We start from the raw sequence: 15573 nt of genomic DNA on the forward strand, positions 1-15573 counted from the left end.
GCTCGGGGGTTCCCGCGCCGTGGTCGAACGGAGAGGGCGTGTCTCACCAATGGGTCAGCGGTCACGGTCATGAGAGCTCAGTTTTTTGAGGTAGGCGTTGTACATGTCGAGGTCGGTGTTCCCGTGCACGTCGGCGTACCGGTCGGCCGCGGCAGCCCGGGCGGTGTCGCTGCGGAACCAGCGATGCATCACGTAGATCAACATCAGCACGGTCGGGGCTTCACCGTAGGACCATGCCAGAGCGCCGGCTAGCTGCTGATCGGCGAGGGGATCGATGCCCAGTGCTTTGGTGGGGGCGACGAATGAGCCGACCAGGATCGTGCTGGCCATCATGAGGAACACCCCGAAGAACGCGTGGAGCGCGGCTTCAGCAAACACGTCCAGTGCACGGGCACCATGACCCAACCTGACCGGCAGCGGATCGGAGGACAGGATGGGGATGGTGAAGAGCATGCCGGCGAGGAGGAATCCGACCTCGAGTGCGACGTGGCCCCCGGGGAGAGCGAGGATGGCATCGGCAGCACCCGCAAGGTAGATGCCGTAGAACGCGAACAGGTACAGCGGGACAGTGGCCCACGGGCTGAGTATCCATTTCGCGGCCGGGCTTCGAAGAGCACTGTGGGCCGCTGTGAGGACTACCCGTCCCGCCCCATGGTGCGGTGTTGATCGCAGAAGAAGGGTTCCGGGTGAGCCGAGGACCAGTAGCGGCGGCACCATCATCATCAGAGTGAGCTGCTGGAACATGAAAACGGACACCAGCGCCTGGCCGTAGGTTTCAACACCCAGACCGGTGACCGCCGCGAGGAGAACGCACCCGAGCAGGAAGCTGACCGTGCGCCACACGGGCCAACGACGCCCGTGCGTCCACAACCGGATCGCGCCGACGAGATACAGCGCAGCGAGGATCCCCGCAACGATCGGTAGCACTGGAAGCGGAATGTCGGCCGGTGCGAGGAACGCCTGCAGAGATGGGGGGCTGTCGGGGATCTCGCCGCTCATACGCATGGTCGTGACAAGAAGATCGCGCAGTTCACTTCCGGATCACCTTGATCGTCGCCCCCGCTGCCAGGAACACCACGGCCGCGATGGGTTGTGCTGTGGTCCACACGACACCGGAGAAGGGGAAGGGCATCACCGGATTCCAGAGCACGGCAATGGCGAGGAAGACCGGGATCCACCACCAGTGGCGTGCCTGGAGCGCAAACCACGCGACGATCAGCCCGAAAATTGAGGCAATGAAGAGGACGAGCGGCGCCCAATTCGCCTGGAAGAGCGCCGGGGCCAGAAACAGGATCGCGGCGGCGACGAGGCTGGGGGCCAGGGCGTTCCGCTGGTAAGTGGAGGGGACGCGTTCTTTGGGACTCATGGGTGAACCGTTTCTTCGGCGGGTACAGGGTCGTCGGGGCGGGACGTGGGGTCTGGCCGGCGACGGCTCGTGCGCAGACCCGCGACGATGAGGAACACGGCACCGATGCCGAGAGCGATATCGGCGAGGTTGCCGATGAACAGGTTCCCGTAGGCGAGGAAATCGGTGACGTGCCCGATCCCGAACGCGGGCGGCGAGAATAAGCGATCGATGAGGTTCCCGATCGCACCGCCCACGATGAAACCGAAACCAACCGCCGACCACACGTTCCGGGCTCGGGTGGCGGCAACGATGAGGACCGCGGTGACAGCGACCCCGATGACGGTGATGACCCATGTGGAGCCTTCCCCGAGCGAGAAGATCGCCCCGGGGTTGAAGGCCAGTTGAAGACCGAGCCAGTCACCGATCAGCGGTATACGCGCATCCTGCCGCAACGTGTTCAGAGCAAGAGTCTTGGTGCCTTGATCGATCAGGATGACGATGGCGGCGACGATGAGCATCACGGCCGACCGGCGGACTCGATCACGCATCGGCGTCTTTCTCCTTAGCTGCAGCATCCTTGGCGGCCTGTGCGCGGTCGCGCTGGTGACGCTGGCGCCCGGCCATAACCACTCCCACAACGCCGATCCCCAGAATCAGTGCCAGACCCGAGAGGAAGAACAGGGGGAGCAGTTCGAAAGCACCGCCGCCGGATGCCGTGCCACCGTATGTTTGCGCGGGTCGGGCCGGTTCCGGCTCCTCCGTTGGGGAGGTTTCAGGGGTGGGGCTTGTGGTCGGAGTGCTGGGTTCCGTGTCCGTCGCGGGCGTGACGGTGTACACATACTCCCCGTTGATCGGGTGTCCGTCGGCGGAGACGGTCTTCCAGCGGACGGTGAAGATGCCGGTTGCGGCGTCGGGGGAGAGGTGTTGAGTGATCGAGTCACCGCTCACCGTTGGCGGGTCGACGGCGACGTTTGCTCCGCTTTCATCGATAACCTCGACGACCGTTGCATCGTCACCACCGGTGAGGGCCCCGGTGAACATCAAAGAGATCTCGTCGGGGGAGCCGTTGATGGTCGAGTCGGCGGTGGGGTACGACGAAACGAAGTCGTCGTGAGCGGCCGCCGGAGATGCAGTCCCAAGGACGACGGATGCCGACAACAACAGGGTGGTGAGGACGGCAGCGGTGCGTGCCGAGAGGCGTTTATGCATGGGTGTCGTGCTCTCCGGGGTGGGATTCGGGTTCGATCTGAAAGGTGGAGTGTTCGATGCTCACGGCGAAATGTTCGCTGACGCATTGCTGAAGTGATGTCAGCAGTGCGGCGGAAGCTTCCATCGTGACGGTGTCATCGACCACGACATGGGCGGTGAGCGTGGGGAGGTCGGTCGAGACCTGGGTCGCGTGGAGGTCGTGCACAGCGACCACGTGCGGCAGGGCAAGGATGTGGCGGCGGACATCCTCGAGATCGAGGCCGGCAGGTGTGGACTCCATCAATACCCGGCCGGATGCTCGCAACAGGATGAGGGTGCGGGGGATGATGAGGAGCGCGATCAAGACGCCCGCGACGGCGTCCGCCTGATACCAACCGAAAACGGCGATGAGGATGGCGCTGGCGATGACGCCGACGGAACCGAGGGCATCGTTGACGACCTCGAGGAACGCGGCGCGCATGTTGAGGTTGCGTCCGCGGCCGCTGAACAATACGAGCATGGAGGCGATGTTGGCGACGAGACCGACGATGCCGAAGAACAGCAGACTTCCCGATGCGATCTCAGGGGGCTCGAACAGCCGCCGTACGCCTTCCACGAGCGCGAAGATACCCACCCCGAGCAGCAGAGCTGCTTGAGCGAGCGCACCGAGCACCTCCGTGCGTTGAAGACCGAAGGTGTACCTGGGAGTCGGGGGACGATTCATCAGATGCGCGGCGGTGACGGCCATCGCCAACCCGACGACATCGGTGAGCATGTGCGCCGCATCAACGAGCAGTGCGAGGCTGCCTGTGATAATCGCCCCGATCACTTCGACGATGAAGACCGAAGAGGTGATCGCGAACGCGATGACCAGGCGATTGCGAGGAGTGGCGTCACCAATACCGTGACTGTGCCCTGCTTCTGTCATGGTGCTCCTTACGGCCGTCCAACGATGAGTCGGGCGACGGTCGCCGCATCACGACCCGCCCCAACGAGGGTGTCCGCATCCGCCCGGGAGTAACGGGGCATGCCAACAGTGAACAGTCCCGGGATGCGTGCACTGACGTGCAAAGGCTGACCGGGCGGCTCCGAATCGGGCAGCCATGCGTCTGCCGGCCTGTACCCGGTCGCAAGGATCACGGAATGCGGCTTCACGGACGCCCCATCGGCGAACATCACGGTGTCTCCGTGAACCTCCGTCACGGCGACGGCATGAGTGACGTCTGTCGAAGCTACGCGGGGGCGTGCCTCGGAGAGCGCACCCTTACGTCGCAGCCTCGACCAGATAGGCCGCTCCGACACCCCTGAGGGTTCCGCTCGAGTGGAGAGGGTGACGTCGTGGGAGGACGCGAGCTCCTCAGCAATCTCCACTCCGCTGAATCCGCCGCCAACGATCAACACGTGGCCGGGAAGTATCTGGGCGGGGTAGAGGTACTGGCTGGAATGCAGCACAACACCGGGTACGGCCAATCCCGGGCGCCAGCCCGGTATGCGCGGCACCGCGGCAGCTCCCGTTGCACAGACCACATTTCGGGTTTGCACTTCCCCGGCGGAGGTCGACAGATGCAGCGTGGATCCGTCGCCCAACCGGTTGATTCCAAGAGCACGAGTGCCCCACACGGTCTTCACACCGAGGGCTTTCTCCACCGAAGACAGGTAATCGGACATCTCATCCACACTCGGATGACGGTCTCCATCGCCCGGGAAAGGGAACCCGCGGACGACACTGTGGCGTGCCGCGCTGCGCAGTTTCATCGACTGCCACCGTGTGGCCCAGCTTCGTCGACCGGGGGGTGCAGAATCGATGATCACGAAGTCTTTCTGTGGCTCAAGCCCAGAGGACCTGAGCGCGGCGGCTGTCGCCAATCCGGAGTGCCCGGCACCGACGATGATGACTCGACGGTGCGATAGCGAACGCGCCATCATTCAGCACCGTTCACGGCGGCTTCAATGCTGTCCTCCAGATCGGTCCACGTTTCCAGCACGACAGGCTCCCCATCGATGAAGAACGAGGGGGTACTGCTGACACCGAGCTGCTCACCCTCGTCGAGATCGAATTGAACCCGTTCCGCTGTCGCCGGATCAGCGACCGCATCATCGAACGCGGCCATGTCCAATCCGAGTTCCTCCGCAAACCCCCGGAACAGGTCCGCACGAGACTCTTGAGCCTCACCCCATTGAGACTGCGTCTCGAACAGGCGGTGATACATGTCTTCGAGCCGTCCCTGCTGCGCTGCGGCTTCGGCAGCGATTGCGGCGTTCTTTGAGTTGAGGTGACCAGGCAGCGGGAAGTAGCGGATCACGTAGGTGATCTCGCCATCGAACTTGCCGCGGAGATCCTCGACGAGGGGATAGAAAGCACCGCAGGCCTCGCACTCGAAATCGAGGAACTCGACCACCGTCACCGCCCCTTCTCCTCCGTCATCGAGGACGTGCGAGTTCTCACGGACGACTTGTGGACCGTCAGCGGTCCCCGTCTCGGGTGCGGCAGCTTGATTCTGATTAATCAGGACGAAGACCAGTGCGACGACCAGCAACACCACGGCGAGAGACACGGTGACAAGTACCGCTTTCACGGAAGATTTCATAACACTCCAGACACACACAACGAACGGGGACGACCAGTGGAGCGCCATCGAAGAGATGGCGCCGCCGGAGTCAGGTCCGCGACAGAGAAAGCTGTGTGAGAGAAGGAGGCAATGCGAACAGGCGCCCCGTCATAGCTGCCAGTGATGGTGCGCGCGGCAAACGTTCGCGAATGTGAGAAGAGGGGACGTGACGGCGGAAGTTCCGCGTGACGATGAGCACCAAGAAGCAGCAGATGATACCCAAGAGGCACCCGGCAACGCCGATCACGATGCCGTTCGCGCTATCCCCGGCCAGGAATTGTTCCGCGGTCGCGCCGACAACGCTTTCACCCGAACCCGCCGAAAAATGACCAGCAGAAGGCGTCCCTAGTGACGACGAGGATGTGGTGCTCAGATACGGAGTCGCATCTGTCGCATCACGATGGCCGCCCGGCCACGCTCCAACAACGAGAAGAAGCGCCAGTCCGAGGACTGTAATGATCTTCGTTATCAGGAAATCGTCGGCGCGGCTGGCGCAGTTGCGAGTGCGACCGTGGACGACCATGACCCCAGGATGGTACCAGCCCGACCAATCAAGTCTTCTTGCGAGCCCCAGAGCCACGCACCCGCTCTACCGGCGAAGCGAGGAAGACTTGGGACGTCCGCTGAGCCAGCCCATCACCCATTCAACTGGGCCAGTTCCAACGAACCGCCACCACAACCAACCCACCACGATCATGCCCGGAACGATCACCAGCCAGCCCAAGTAGAAGTTCTCGGCAGGGCGGCCATACGCGTTACTCCAAAATGCGATGAGACTGCCGTGCAGCAAGTACAGAGACAACGCCACCTGACCGCAGGCGCACAAGGGAACAAAGACAGCACCCCAAAAACGTTCTGCGTGCTCCCGCCGCACCGTAGCCCCGAGTACAACGCAGACGTAGACGGCGAACACCAAGCCAATATCTCTCAGAGAGTCCAGGTAATCCCCGGACACCACCGTGCCGAAGCGCTGCCCGAAACCCCAGGCGAGATACGCCAACGGTGCCACGGCCGCCATAATCCACAACAAGCGATCGCGTTTCAAGCCGTGACGGATCAACAGGGCGCCGATGAGGAACATCGGCAACAGGTTGAGCACCCGGTACTGAGGGCCGAGGAACATCCAGGTCATGACCTCACGTACGGGCGGTGGCGCGGTGTAAACCCGAATCCAGGTGCGTGCGACGCTCAGCAATGGCTGACTGGCCAGGAAGAGGACCGCTGTCGCGGCAATCACGGCCGAGCTGCGCAGGAGTAGAAGGGGCGCGCCGATGATGATCAGCAGTCCGAGGTAGCTAAGGATGACCGCCAGCCAGGAGCCCCACGTGGCCATCCAAACACCCAGGACGATGAGGAACAGGCCACGCAGAGTCTGTTGCAGCAACGTCACCCCCACAGCGCCGCCGCGTCTCCACACAAGCTCCGCCGACATGCCCATGACAAGAGCGAAGAGCGGCGACGCGACACTGCTGAAGTTCGCCGTAATGAATTGCACCGCCCACGGTGCGTTCGGCACGAAAGGAGCCGCGTGCGCGATGAGCATCGCGACAATCGCGAACCCGCGGAGTGCATCCGGAACAAGGAGACGACCCGTGTCAGAGACGCGTCGAGCTCGACCGTGCAGTTTGGGCGGCAGCGTGCTCGCGTGCTCGAAGACCATGCCCCGAGGATATTAGGTGGACCGCATAGGCAATAGGTCAGCGGAGACTGTATAGTTCAGCTTATGCTGACCATTGCTTCTCGTCTCGACGTCATGAACCGGCTCGGCCGCGCCATGGCTGATCCTACGCGTTCTCGGATTCTCATGACTCTGCTCGGTGGCCCGAGCTACCCCGCAGTCCTGTCCCGTGAGCTAGAGCTGACGCGCTCCAACGTGTCGAACCATCTCACCTGCCTGCGTGACTGCGGGATCGTTGTCGCCGAGCCTGAGGGCCGCCAAACCCGCTACGAGATCGCCGACCCGCATCTTGCGGCTGCGCTCGTCGCGCTCGTGGACGTGACACTGGCGGTCGATGAGCACGCGCCCTGCGTGGACTCAGCGTGCATGGTGGCTGGCTGCTGTGGGACGGGGGCTGACGCGTGAGCGAGGCGTGTGGCTGCGAGCACGAGCCTGCCGCGACGGCAGGCGAAGAGATCGAAGAGGCCGAGCGGCCCTGGTGGAGAGACCGCGGGGTCATGGTGCCGGTGTTCTCCGGCGTTGCGTTCCTCGTCGGTCTGATCTTCGAGTGGTCCGGGCTCGAGATCCCGGCACTGGTGCTGTTCTGGGTCGGACTGCTGCTGGGCGCATCGACGTTCACGCCCGGCGCGATCCGGAAACTGTTCAAGGGCAAGCTCGGCATCGGGCTGCTGATGACGATCAGCGCGATCGGTGCCGTCATCCTCGGGTACGTGGAGGAGGCTGCAGCTCTGGCGTTCTTGTACTCGATCGCGGAGGCGCTTGAGGACAAGGCGATGGACCGCGCCCGCGGCGGACTGAGGGCACTACTGAAGCTCGTGCCGGAAACAGCGACCGTGCTTCAGGGCGGCACCACCGTGCAGGTGCAGGCAAGAGAGCTGACGGTCGGCCAGGTCATGGTGGTCCGCCCGGGTGAGCGGATCGCGACTGATGGGGTCGTGCGTTCTGGTCGCTCCAGCCTGGATACCTCGGCGATCACCGGGGAATCGATCCCGGTCGAGGTGGAGCCCGGCGATGCAGTGTCGGCCGGTGCGATCAACAGCGCCGGCGCGCTAGAGGTCGAGACGACGGCTGCGGGCACCGACAACTCGCTCACGACGATCGTGGAGCTGGTAGAGAAAGCACAGACTGAGAAGGGCGAGCGTGCTCGTCTCGCGGACAGGATCGCCCGCCCGCTCGTTCCCGGTGTTCTGATCCTCGCGGCACTCGTCGCGATCATCGGGTCGCTGCTGGGCGATCCGGAGGTATGGATCACTCGCGCGCTCGTCGTGCTAGTCGCAGCTTCTCCGTGTGCACTCGCGATCTCGGTACCACTCACGGTCGTCGCGGCGATCGGCGCCGCGAGCAAGTTCGGCGTGATCATCAAGTCCGGTGCCGTCTTCGAGCGCTTTGGCACCGTCCGGCACGTTGCCCTCGACAAGACCGGCACCCTCACCCGCAACGAGCCCATGGTTACCGCTGTCCTCACCGCAGATGGCGTGTCGGAGGCTCAGGCTCTGGCGTGGGCGGCCGCACTGGAGCAGCACAGCACGCATCCTCTCGCGGCCGCGATCACGGCGGCCGCTCCGGGTGTCACAGCCGCTGCGGACGTAACCGAGCGGGCGGGTCACGGCATTGACGGCACGGTCGACGACTCGAGAATCACTGTGGGAAGCCCCCGCTGGCTGGACGCCGGCGCGCTCGGGGATCGGGTCGCGGGGCTAGAGGAGCAGGGCATGACCGTCGTGATCGTGCATCGTGACGGGACGCCGATCGCCGCGATCGGTGTCCGTGACGAACTGCGCCCAGAAGTCCCCGAGGTGGTCGGAACTCTCACAGGTCAGGGCATCGGCGTGACGATGCTCACCGGCGACAACGCCCGGACTGCCCGTGCGCTCGCTGCGCAGGCCGGGATCAGTGACGTGCGCGCGGAGTTGCGCCCGGAGGACAAGGCGGCCGCGATCGCGGAGCTATCGAAGGTAGGGCCGGTCGCGATGATCGGTGACGGCATCAACGATGCCCCGGCCCTCGCCGGCGCAGACATCGGCATCGCGATGGGAGCGACCGGCTCCGACGCAGCGATCGAATCCGCCGACGTGGCCTTCACCGGCCATGATCTGCGTCTCATCCCGCGCGCGTTCGACCACGCCCGGCGCGGTCGACGGATCATCAACCAGAACATCATCCTGTCGCTGCTGATCATCACCGCACTGCTCCCGCTCGCGCTCTTCGGCGTGCTGGGGCTCGCGGCGGTCGTCCTGGTCCACGAGGTCGCCGAGGTCATCGTTATTCTCAACGGCCTGCGCGCCGCCCGCACTCCGCGAGTGAAGAGCTGATGCTCGCGACCATCGGATCAGCGATCGGCCTGTTCGCTGCGACCAACATCGACGACATTGTCGTGCTCACCGTGCTGTTCCTCGCCTCCAGCCGAGGAAAGCCGCGACCGTGGCAGATCGTCGCTGGCCAGTACCTCGGGTTCATCACCCTCGTCGTGATCAGCGTGATCGCCGCGCTCGGCCTCACGATCGTCCCGGACGAATGGGTGGGCTTCCTCGGGCTGATCCCGCTCGGCATCGGCATCTGGACGCTCGTGCGCGGCTTGCGTCGAAACGGTGATGACGACGATGATGACGCCAAGATCACCGCGGTCGGACTCTGGGGCGTCGCCGGGATCACGATCGCCAACGGGGCCGACAACATCTCCCTCTACACGCCGATCTTCCGCACCAGCGCCCCCGGCGACGTCGCGATCATGATCGTCGTGTTCCTCATCCTCGTCGCCGTCTGGTGCGCTGCCGGACGACTGATCGGCACCAACAAGGCCGTCACCGAGGGGCTGGAACGCATCGAGCACTGGCTCGTACCGGCCGTGTTCATCGGTCTGGGCTTGTTCATTCTGATCGAATCTGGGGTCATTGTCCGTCTGATCGAGGTGCTCGCATGACCTCCTCCCAGAATGAGGCTCACCCGCCCGCTGCGCGCAAGCTGTCGTCGACGCGGCGGTGGCAGCTCACTGGTGGAGCGCTCCTGATCGCCGTGGTTGTCGTCCTGATTGATCAGGGAACGAAAGTGTGGGCCGAAGCGACCCTCACCGAGCGTGAGCGCATCCCGCTGATCGGTGACCTGCTGGGTTTGCAGCTCGCCTATAACCCGGGAGCGGCATTCTCGTTCGGCGAAGACTTCACCTGGGTGTTCGCGCTGCTCGCTGTCGCCGCTACCGTCACAGCGATCGTGTTCGCGTTCCGAGTTCAACGCCGGGGGTGGGCCATCGTCGTCGGTGCGCTCGGTGGAGCCGCAGCATCACACGCAGGCGACCGTCTCTTCCGAGATCCTGGATTCGCCCGCGGACATGTCGTGGACTTCCTCGCCTACGGAAACTGGTTCATCGGGAACATCGCCGACATCGTGATCTTCACCGCTGCTATCGCCGGAGCCCTCCTGGCGATCCGCAACGACACCGAACGAAAGAACGAAACGTAGATCTCATCCAGGAGCAATCTACAACTCCGATGAGAATCTACAACTCCAGTGAGACGTTCTACAGGTACGTGAGATTTCTACAGATCCGGTGAGACTTGTCCGATCTCACGAAAGTTGTCGGCTGGTGAGACGGAGCAGCCCCGGAAAGACGGGTGACTGATGCGGCACCGAAAGCGCCCGTTGTCTCACGAAACTTGTCGGTAATCGCGTTTCATCCCGTCCTGCCTAAAACGTCGAGCGGACGGTTTCGGCGCGGCAGGTTCCGGCAGGGGGTTTCGGTCAGCGCACGGCCGGCGTGTCGTGTGGTTGTGACTTGCGACGATAAATGTCATTGTTTCCGCGTCGCTTATCGTCCGATCAGAAGTGCTTCCTGGGCTGCGTCGACGGCCTCCGGGGTGAGGCGCGTGTGCTTGTTGATGACGAGGATGCGGTTGACCTGGGTGACGAGCCGGTCGGCGAGGCGAAAGTTTCCGTTAGTTGCGCGGACGATCGCGGCGAGAGCTGCCGTGTGGGCAAGACCTGCATCATCCGGGTCGGGGTCGGGGAGGCGCTGCGCAACGACGGCGGTGAGCTCGTCGCTGCGGAGGGTTCGGTATTCGTGCGCGAAGCCGATGCGGCTGTAGAGCTGAGGGTAGCGGGCGAGGCGTTTCTCGATGCCGGGCATGCCGATGAGGATGACGCCCATTCGGTGGCGGTCGTAGAAGTCGCGGACTTGTTCGAGTCCGGCGGTTTTGAGTCGGTCGGCTTCGTCGATGATGAGGAGTTCGGTGTTCCCGCTGTGTTGGGATTCGGCGTGAACGTATGGGTCGACGTGGCCGTGCTGGGCGTAGTCGATTGCCCAGGAGATGTGTTGGCAGGCGCGGGGTAGGCCTTGGTCGATCTGCTTGATGGTCGCGGCGACGGTTGGGGTGAAGAACGCGGTTCGGCTCTGTTGGACTGCTTCGGGCACGGGCGGCAGGGCGCCTGCGCTGCGTGAGAGTGGGTGCCATTGTTCCCATTCGTCGGTACCGGCGTAGTGGCGGGCGGAGAGTGTCTTGCCGATCCCGGGTGGTCCGTAGCAGAGGCCGATGTAGCGGTGGGAGCGGACGGTGTCTGCGAACTCCGTGAACCGGCGGTGCTCTCGCGTGGTCACGAACGCTGGCCGCGTGTCTGCGTGGGGTGGTGGTGCTTCTTTGAATTCGTCGAAGTGGCCGCTGAGGAACCGGCGCCCGTCGTCGCCTGGTTCGAAGAGGACGGAGATGGGTTTGCTGTCGTCTGGCTCAGTCGTTGGCATAGGTTCTCAGTCCGTGTCGGGTTGGGGGTGGCGTTGCGCGGTCGGGGGCGCTCTCTGTGACCGGCGCGGCTTCGGGGCGGTGGCGGGTGTCTTCAGGTAGTGAGCCCGCGTGAGTGGTGAGCTCGCGGAGCTGCTGTTTCAGGGCGCGGCGTTGCTGGTTCCTCGCCGCTTGCAGATCGGTGAAGGACACGGTCTCGGAGGAGCGTTCGGGCGCGATCGCGCGACACAAGAACGTGTTGTCGTGGAACACTCGCACGTCGCCGAGGTCGCGGGGGTCGTATCGCACCGTGACGTCTTCGCCGACGTAGGCGACGAGGACCGGTGAGATGTATCGGGTCGATGCGAAGCGGATCCCGTCGCGTTGCACGCGTCGTGTTGCCGCCGCAGTGAGCAGGAGCGAATCGAGGTCTTCCGGGTGGGCGGGCATTCGAGGGATGAAGCTGTCGCTCCGCCATCGTGCGTGTGGGGCCTCGCCAGTCGCTGAGTGTGGCCGTTCGTTGTACTCGTTGACGATGAATCGCTCGAGCACGTCATCGAGTTGGTGCAAGGTCAGGGTGGGTTGGCTGACGGGTGCCCCGCCGGTGCCGTGCGGGATGAAGCCGGGCAGGTGCGGCAGCAGCTCGGTCGTGATCGTTCGGTAGAACCGTTCGATCTTGCCGCGCCCCTGCGGAACGCCGACCCGCGAGTGAATCAGGCGCACGTGGAGGTCGAGGCAGACGTGTTCGATCCTGGTCGAGGTGAAGTCGGACCCGTGATCGCTGTAGAGGACGTCGGGGAGCCCCGACACGACCCATTTCGGGTTTCGTTTCCGAGCGACGGCCTGATGGAACGCCAGTGCGGAATGCTCGGCCGTGGGTGCCGAGACGCCCACCGTGTAGCCGGCGATAGCTCGCGAGTAGTCGTCTAGCACGATCGTGAGCCAGGGACGGATGGGTTGCTGCCGGTCGTCGAGGATCATCACATCGAGCAGGGTGTGGTCCATCTGCCACTGCTCATTCGGCGCGGAGGTCGTGCGGCGGTAGACCAGCTCGAACCTGTCCCGGTACGCCGCGTCCCCGCCATCAGCGAGAGCCGTTAGGCCCGGGTCGAGCGCGAGCACAATCTCGCGGACCGTGGTGTACCCCGGCGTCGGCAATCCGCGATCCCGAGCAATGTCACCGATGCGACGGTGGATATACGCGATCGTCGGCGCGGGCCGGCGCACTGCAAGCGCCTCGATTGCGGTTACCAGTTCGGCGGCCGTGCGAGTCGATCCCTTATCGCGGCGAGGTGCTCTCGCGAGCTGACCCGTCTCCATCCGAGTTGCCCAGCGTTGCAGGGACCTCACTGCAACGCCGGAGTGCTCCGCAAGCCGCGTCCACGGCACCCCGTCCTGGTGCTGGCGCACAAGCTCGGCCTTCTGCCGGTCGCTGAGGTGCGCCATGATCCCTCGTTAGGTCCGCTCGACGTGCTCGGCCAAGTGCCGATAGATCGTGGGCCGGGACACCCCGAACGTGTCGGCAATCTCCTGCACGGTGTGGCCGCCCTCGTCATACATCGCCCGGGCCTGCCGGATTTTCGTCGGCGTCATCTTGAACTTCGGGCCACCCTTCCGCCCGCGTGCGCGGGCGGCCGCGAGACCATCATGAGTGCGCTCCACGATGAGGTCGTGCTCGAACTCCGCGATGGCAGCGAGCATGTGGAAAAACAAACGCCCACCCGGAGTGGTGGTGTCGATGCCCTGCGACAGCGCCTTCAACCCGACCCCACGCTGCTGAAGCTCGTCCGCGACTTGCTTGAGGTTCCGTACAGACCGGCCGAGCCGGTCAAGCTTCGTCACGACGAGCGAGTCCCCCACTCGCAGATACCCGAGGGCTTCCGTCAGCGCCGGCCTTTTCGCCAGGGTGCCGGATGCATGCTCCACGAAGATCTTGTCGCAACCTGCAGCTTCGAGCGCATCCGTCTGGCCGTCCGGATTCTGGTCTCGGGTCGAGACGCGCGCGTAACCGATCGTGGCCATGCCTCAGCGTATCGCGAACGCCGCCTGCTTTACATAGATCACCGACACGAGTCATGAGACACGACTCGCCGAACTGAGCGAGGAGAATGTCGACTGACTCATGAACGGTCGTATGTGAGACTCGGCCGTTACGATGTTGGAGTGGGTGTGCGTCCCGGATTCACCGCGTCGCGGAACTGGTGGGTCCGCTTCGATGATCGGCGCGCGTGGCAGGTGACTCGGCAGAGTCCGTTTGTTGTGCTGTTGGTGAGCTGCCTGCTGTTCTGTGGTTTGTGGCTGACCGTGCTACCTGCGGAAACGGTGCTGCGGTGGGTGCAGCTTGGCCTTGGCATTGTCGTCATCGCCGGAGCCGTTCTCGTCTCGCGGTTCCCGTTGGTCGCGGTCTCGGTGACGGTCGGCGCTACAGGCGCTGGGTGGGCGCTGGGGTTGACGGCTGACCCTTTCGTCGTCGCGGGTTTTGTTGTGTTCACATACGCGGAGCAGCGAGGTATGCGGCGGATCCCGTGGTGGATCCCAGTTGGGGCGCTGTTGGTGCTGTTGGTGTCTCTTGGTCTCAGCGCGGAAGGTGTGGAAGATCGTTTCCGGGGGGTACTGCTGGGCGGGATCGTTCTGAGTACTTCATGGTTCTTGGGGGTGCGGACTCGCCAGGTGGCTGAGGCTTCCGCGGAGCGATCGCGGACAGAGGAACGTTTACGACTCTCCCGTGATGTACATGATGTGCTCTCGCATTCGCTGGGATCGATTGGTGTTCGCGCGGGCGTGGCCGCGCATGTGGTGACGCTCAGTGAGGGCGATCTGCGTGGGGTGCTTCGCGAAATGGAACGGGATGCGCGTACCTCGCTTACTGAGTTAAAGGGGTTGTTGCAGAGAGAGCGCAGCACGAGTCCCGGTGCGGGGAATGCCGGGCCAGCGCTGTCGCTGGCGGGTGGTCTGACTGATCTTGCGCGTTCCGCAGAGCGTGCCGGGTTGCAGATTCGTGTCGACGCTCCTGTCGCCCTCGATGATCTTCCCGTCGCTGTCCGTACGACGCTGTACCGAGTGGCGCAGGAAGCTGTGACAAACACGATTCGGCACGCTGCCGCTTCTTCGTTGACAATCGCGGTCAGCGTCCTGGACGGTGCTTGCCGGGTCGAGGTACGTGACGACGGTGCCGCCGCGGCGTTCGGATTTCGCGAGGGCCACGGTTTGATGGGGATGCGGGAACGAGTCGAGTCACTCGGCGGCACTCTGGTTCTGACGGCGGCGCCTACCGGCTTCGTGGTTGCTGCATCTCTTCCGCTTCCCGCGCCGGAATCGAGGATCACGTCGTGAGCGCGACCCGGGTGCTGATCGCCGACGACGACACCGTGATCCGCGCTTCGCTGCGGCTACTGGTCGAGAGCGAGCCGGATATGAGCGTCGTGGCCGAGGCTCGCGATGGTGAGGAGGCCGTGCGGCTGGCGGTGGAGTATCGGCCCGACGTAGTGCTGATGGACGTGCAGATGCCGTACATGACCGGGCTTGCCGCGACACGTCGCCTGAGTGCTGAGTCTGATGGTCCGCGAGTAATCGTGCTGACGATGTTCGATCTCGACGAGTACGTGTACGAGGCGCTGCGCATGGGCGCGTCGGGATTTCTATTGAAGAACAGTCCACCGCCCGAGATTCTGCGCGCGATCCGGGTCGTGGACGAGGGAAATGCTTTGCTGGCCCCGGAGGTTACGAAGCGTCTGATCAGCCGCTTCGCCCCTGCACGAGCGGATACTGCGGTGGAGGTGCTGACGGATCGTGAACGCGAGACGCTCGTGTTGATCGGGCGGGGCCTGTCGAACGCTGAGGTCGCGGCCGCCCTCTTCGTGACGGTGACGACGGTGCGTACCTACGTCAGCCGCATTCTCGGCAAGCTCAGTGTCCGCGACCGGGCAGGGCTGGTCGTCGTCGCCTACGAGAGCGGACTCGTCGGCAGGGATGCGCGCTGATCGGGCTGCGTTCGCAGGATTGTCAACGCTTGCAGACTGACAGGTGCAGCGTGAAGCGCTGTGC

18 protein-coding genes are annotated in these 15573 nt (G+C 64.1%); 6 read left to right on the forward strand and 12 right to left on the reverse strand.

Going from position 1 to position 15573, the window contains the following annotated elements:
- Positions 1-54: 54 nt before the first annotated feature.
- The 9 genes from KY497_RS00680 to KY497_RS00720 all read right to left on the reverse strand — a co-directional run bounded on the left by KY497_RS00680 (position 55) and on the right by KY497_RS00720 (position 6805).
- On the reverse strand, positions 55-1005 hold the full coding sequence (locus KY497_RS00680) for a cytochrome c oxidase assembly protein (RefSeq protein ID WP_058631457.1): 951 nt from the start codon (positions 1003-1005) through the stop codon (positions 55-57).
- A gap of 25 nt (positions 1006-1030) precedes the next feature.
- Positions 1031-1366, reverse strand: a complete 336-nt coding sequence (locus tag KY497_RS00685) for a DUF6804 family protein (protein ID WP_045278974.1) — start codon at positions 1364-1366, stop codon at positions 1031-1033.
- A complete protein-coding gene (gene lspA / locus KY497_RS00690) occupies positions 1363-1896 on the reverse strand; it encodes a signal peptidase II (protein WP_058631456.1) in 534 nt (177 codons plus the stop codon). Before lspA ends, KY497_RS00685 begins: the two co-directional genes overlap by 4 nt.
- Positions 1889-2506 carry a copper resistance CopC family protein gene (locus KY497_RS00695; RefSeq protein WP_165875501.1) on the reverse strand — a complete coding sequence of 206 codons (618 nt, stop codon included), beginning with the start codon at positions 2504-2506 and terminating at the stop codon, positions 1889-1891. Before KY497_RS00695 ends, lspA begins: the two co-directional genes overlap by 8 nt.
- Positions 2507-2549: 43 nt before the next feature.
- Positions 2550-3464, reverse strand: a complete 915-nt coding sequence (locus KY497_RS00700; RefSeq protein WP_058631454.1) for a cation diffusion facilitator family transporter — start codon at positions 3462-3464, stop codon at positions 2550-2552.
- Between the two features lie 8 nt (positions 3465-3472).
- Positions 3473-4462: an NAD(P)-binding domain-containing protein gene (locus tag KY497_RS00705; protein WP_308813125.1), complete on the reverse strand. Its 990-nt coding sequence runs from the start codon at positions 4460-4462 to the stop codon at positions 3473-3475.
- On the reverse strand, positions 4459-5124 hold the full coding sequence (locus KY497_RS00710; RefSeq protein ID WP_058631453.1) for a thioredoxin domain-containing protein: 666 nt from the start codon (positions 5122-5124) through the stop codon (positions 4459-4461). Before KY497_RS00710 ends, KY497_RS00705 begins: the two co-directional genes overlap by 4 nt.
- Positions 5125-5194: 70 nt before the next feature.
- Positions 5195-5668 carry a hypothetical protein gene (locus KY497_RS00715; protein WP_219869576.1) on the reverse strand — a complete coding sequence of 158 codons (474 nt, stop codon included), beginning with the start codon at positions 5666-5668 and terminating at the stop codon, positions 5195-5197.
- Between the two features lie 66 nt (positions 5669-5734).
- Positions 5735-6805, reverse strand: a complete 1071-nt coding sequence (locus tag KY497_RS00720) for an acyltransferase family protein (RefSeq protein ID WP_219869577.1) — start codon at positions 6803-6805, stop codon at positions 5735-5737.
- A gap of 63 nt (positions 6806-6868) precedes the next feature.
- On the opposite strand from KY497_RS00720, the gene KY497_RS00725 reads away from it, so the two are divergent.
- The 4 genes from KY497_RS00725 to KY497_RS00740 are packed head-to-tail and all read left to right on the forward strand — an operon-like array spanning position 6869 to position 10279.
- Positions 6869-7228 carry a helix-turn-helix transcriptional regulator gene (locus KY497_RS00725; protein WP_058631451.1) on the forward strand — a complete coding sequence of 120 codons (360 nt, stop codon included), beginning with the start codon at positions 6869-6871 and terminating at the stop codon, positions 7226-7228.
- On the forward strand, positions 7225-9135 hold the full coding sequence (locus KY497_RS00730; RefSeq protein WP_218681953.1) for a cation-translocating P-type ATPase: 1911 nt from the start codon (positions 7225-7227) through the stop codon (positions 9133-9135). The genes KY497_RS00725 and KY497_RS00730 overlap by 4 nt, the downstream gene beginning before the upstream one ends.
- Positions 9135-9743: a cadmium resistance transporter gene (locus KY497_RS00735; protein WP_141386902.1), complete on the forward strand. Its 609-nt coding sequence runs from the start codon at positions 9135-9137 to the stop codon at positions 9741-9743. Before KY497_RS00730 ends, KY497_RS00735 begins: the two co-directional genes overlap by 1 nt.
- Complete coding sequence (locus KY497_RS00740; protein ID WP_229778948.1) at positions 9740-10279, forward strand: signal peptidase II; 540 nt, start codon at positions 9740-9742, stop codon at positions 10277-10279. Before KY497_RS00735 ends, KY497_RS00740 begins: the two co-directional genes overlap by 4 nt.
- 346 nt (positions 10280-10625) lie before the next feature.
- On the opposite strand, the gene KY497_RS00745 is transcribed toward KY497_RS00740, so the two are convergent.
- Genes KY497_RS00745 through KY497_RS00755 form a run of 3 tightly spaced genes read right to left on the reverse strand, consistent with a single transcriptional unit; the run spans position 10626 to position 13551 of the window.
- Positions 10626-11552, reverse strand: a complete 927-nt coding sequence (locus KY497_RS00745; protein WP_219869578.1) for an AAA family ATPase — start codon at positions 11550-11552, stop codon at positions 10626-10628.
- Positions 11539-12975, reverse strand: a complete 1437-nt coding sequence (locus tag KY497_RS00750; protein ID WP_219869579.1) for a Mu transposase C-terminal domain-containing protein — start codon at positions 12973-12975, stop codon at positions 11539-11541. Before KY497_RS00750 ends, KY497_RS00745 begins: the two co-directional genes overlap by 14 nt.
- A gap of 9 nt (positions 12976-12984) precedes the next feature.
- Positions 12985-13551 (reverse strand): recombinase family protein, encoded by a 567-nt coding sequence (locus tag KY497_RS00755; RefSeq protein ID WP_219869580.1) that lies wholly within the window; start codon positions 13549-13551, stop codon positions 12985-12987.
- Between the two features lie 141 nt (positions 13552-13692).
- On the opposite strand from KY497_RS00755, the gene KY497_RS00760 reads away from it, so the two are divergent.
- Positions 13693-14862, forward strand: coding sequence for a sensor histidine kinase (locus KY497_RS00760; RefSeq protein WP_219869581.1), 1170 nt, complete (start codon positions 13693-13695; stop codon positions 14860-14862).
- Positions 14859-15509 carry a response regulator transcription factor gene (locus tag KY497_RS00765; protein ID WP_219869582.1) on the forward strand — a complete coding sequence of 217 codons (651 nt, stop codon included), beginning with the start codon at positions 14859-14861 and terminating at the stop codon, positions 15507-15509. Before KY497_RS00760 ends, KY497_RS00765 begins: the two co-directional genes overlap by 4 nt.
- Positions 15510-15573: the final 64 nt, after the last annotated feature.

The sequence above is a fragment of the Microbacterium sp. PAMC22086 genome (assembly GCF_019443525.1).
Lineage (GTDB): Bacteria > Actinomycetota > Actinomycetes > Actinomycetales > Microbacteriaceae > Microbacterium > Microbacterium maritypicum.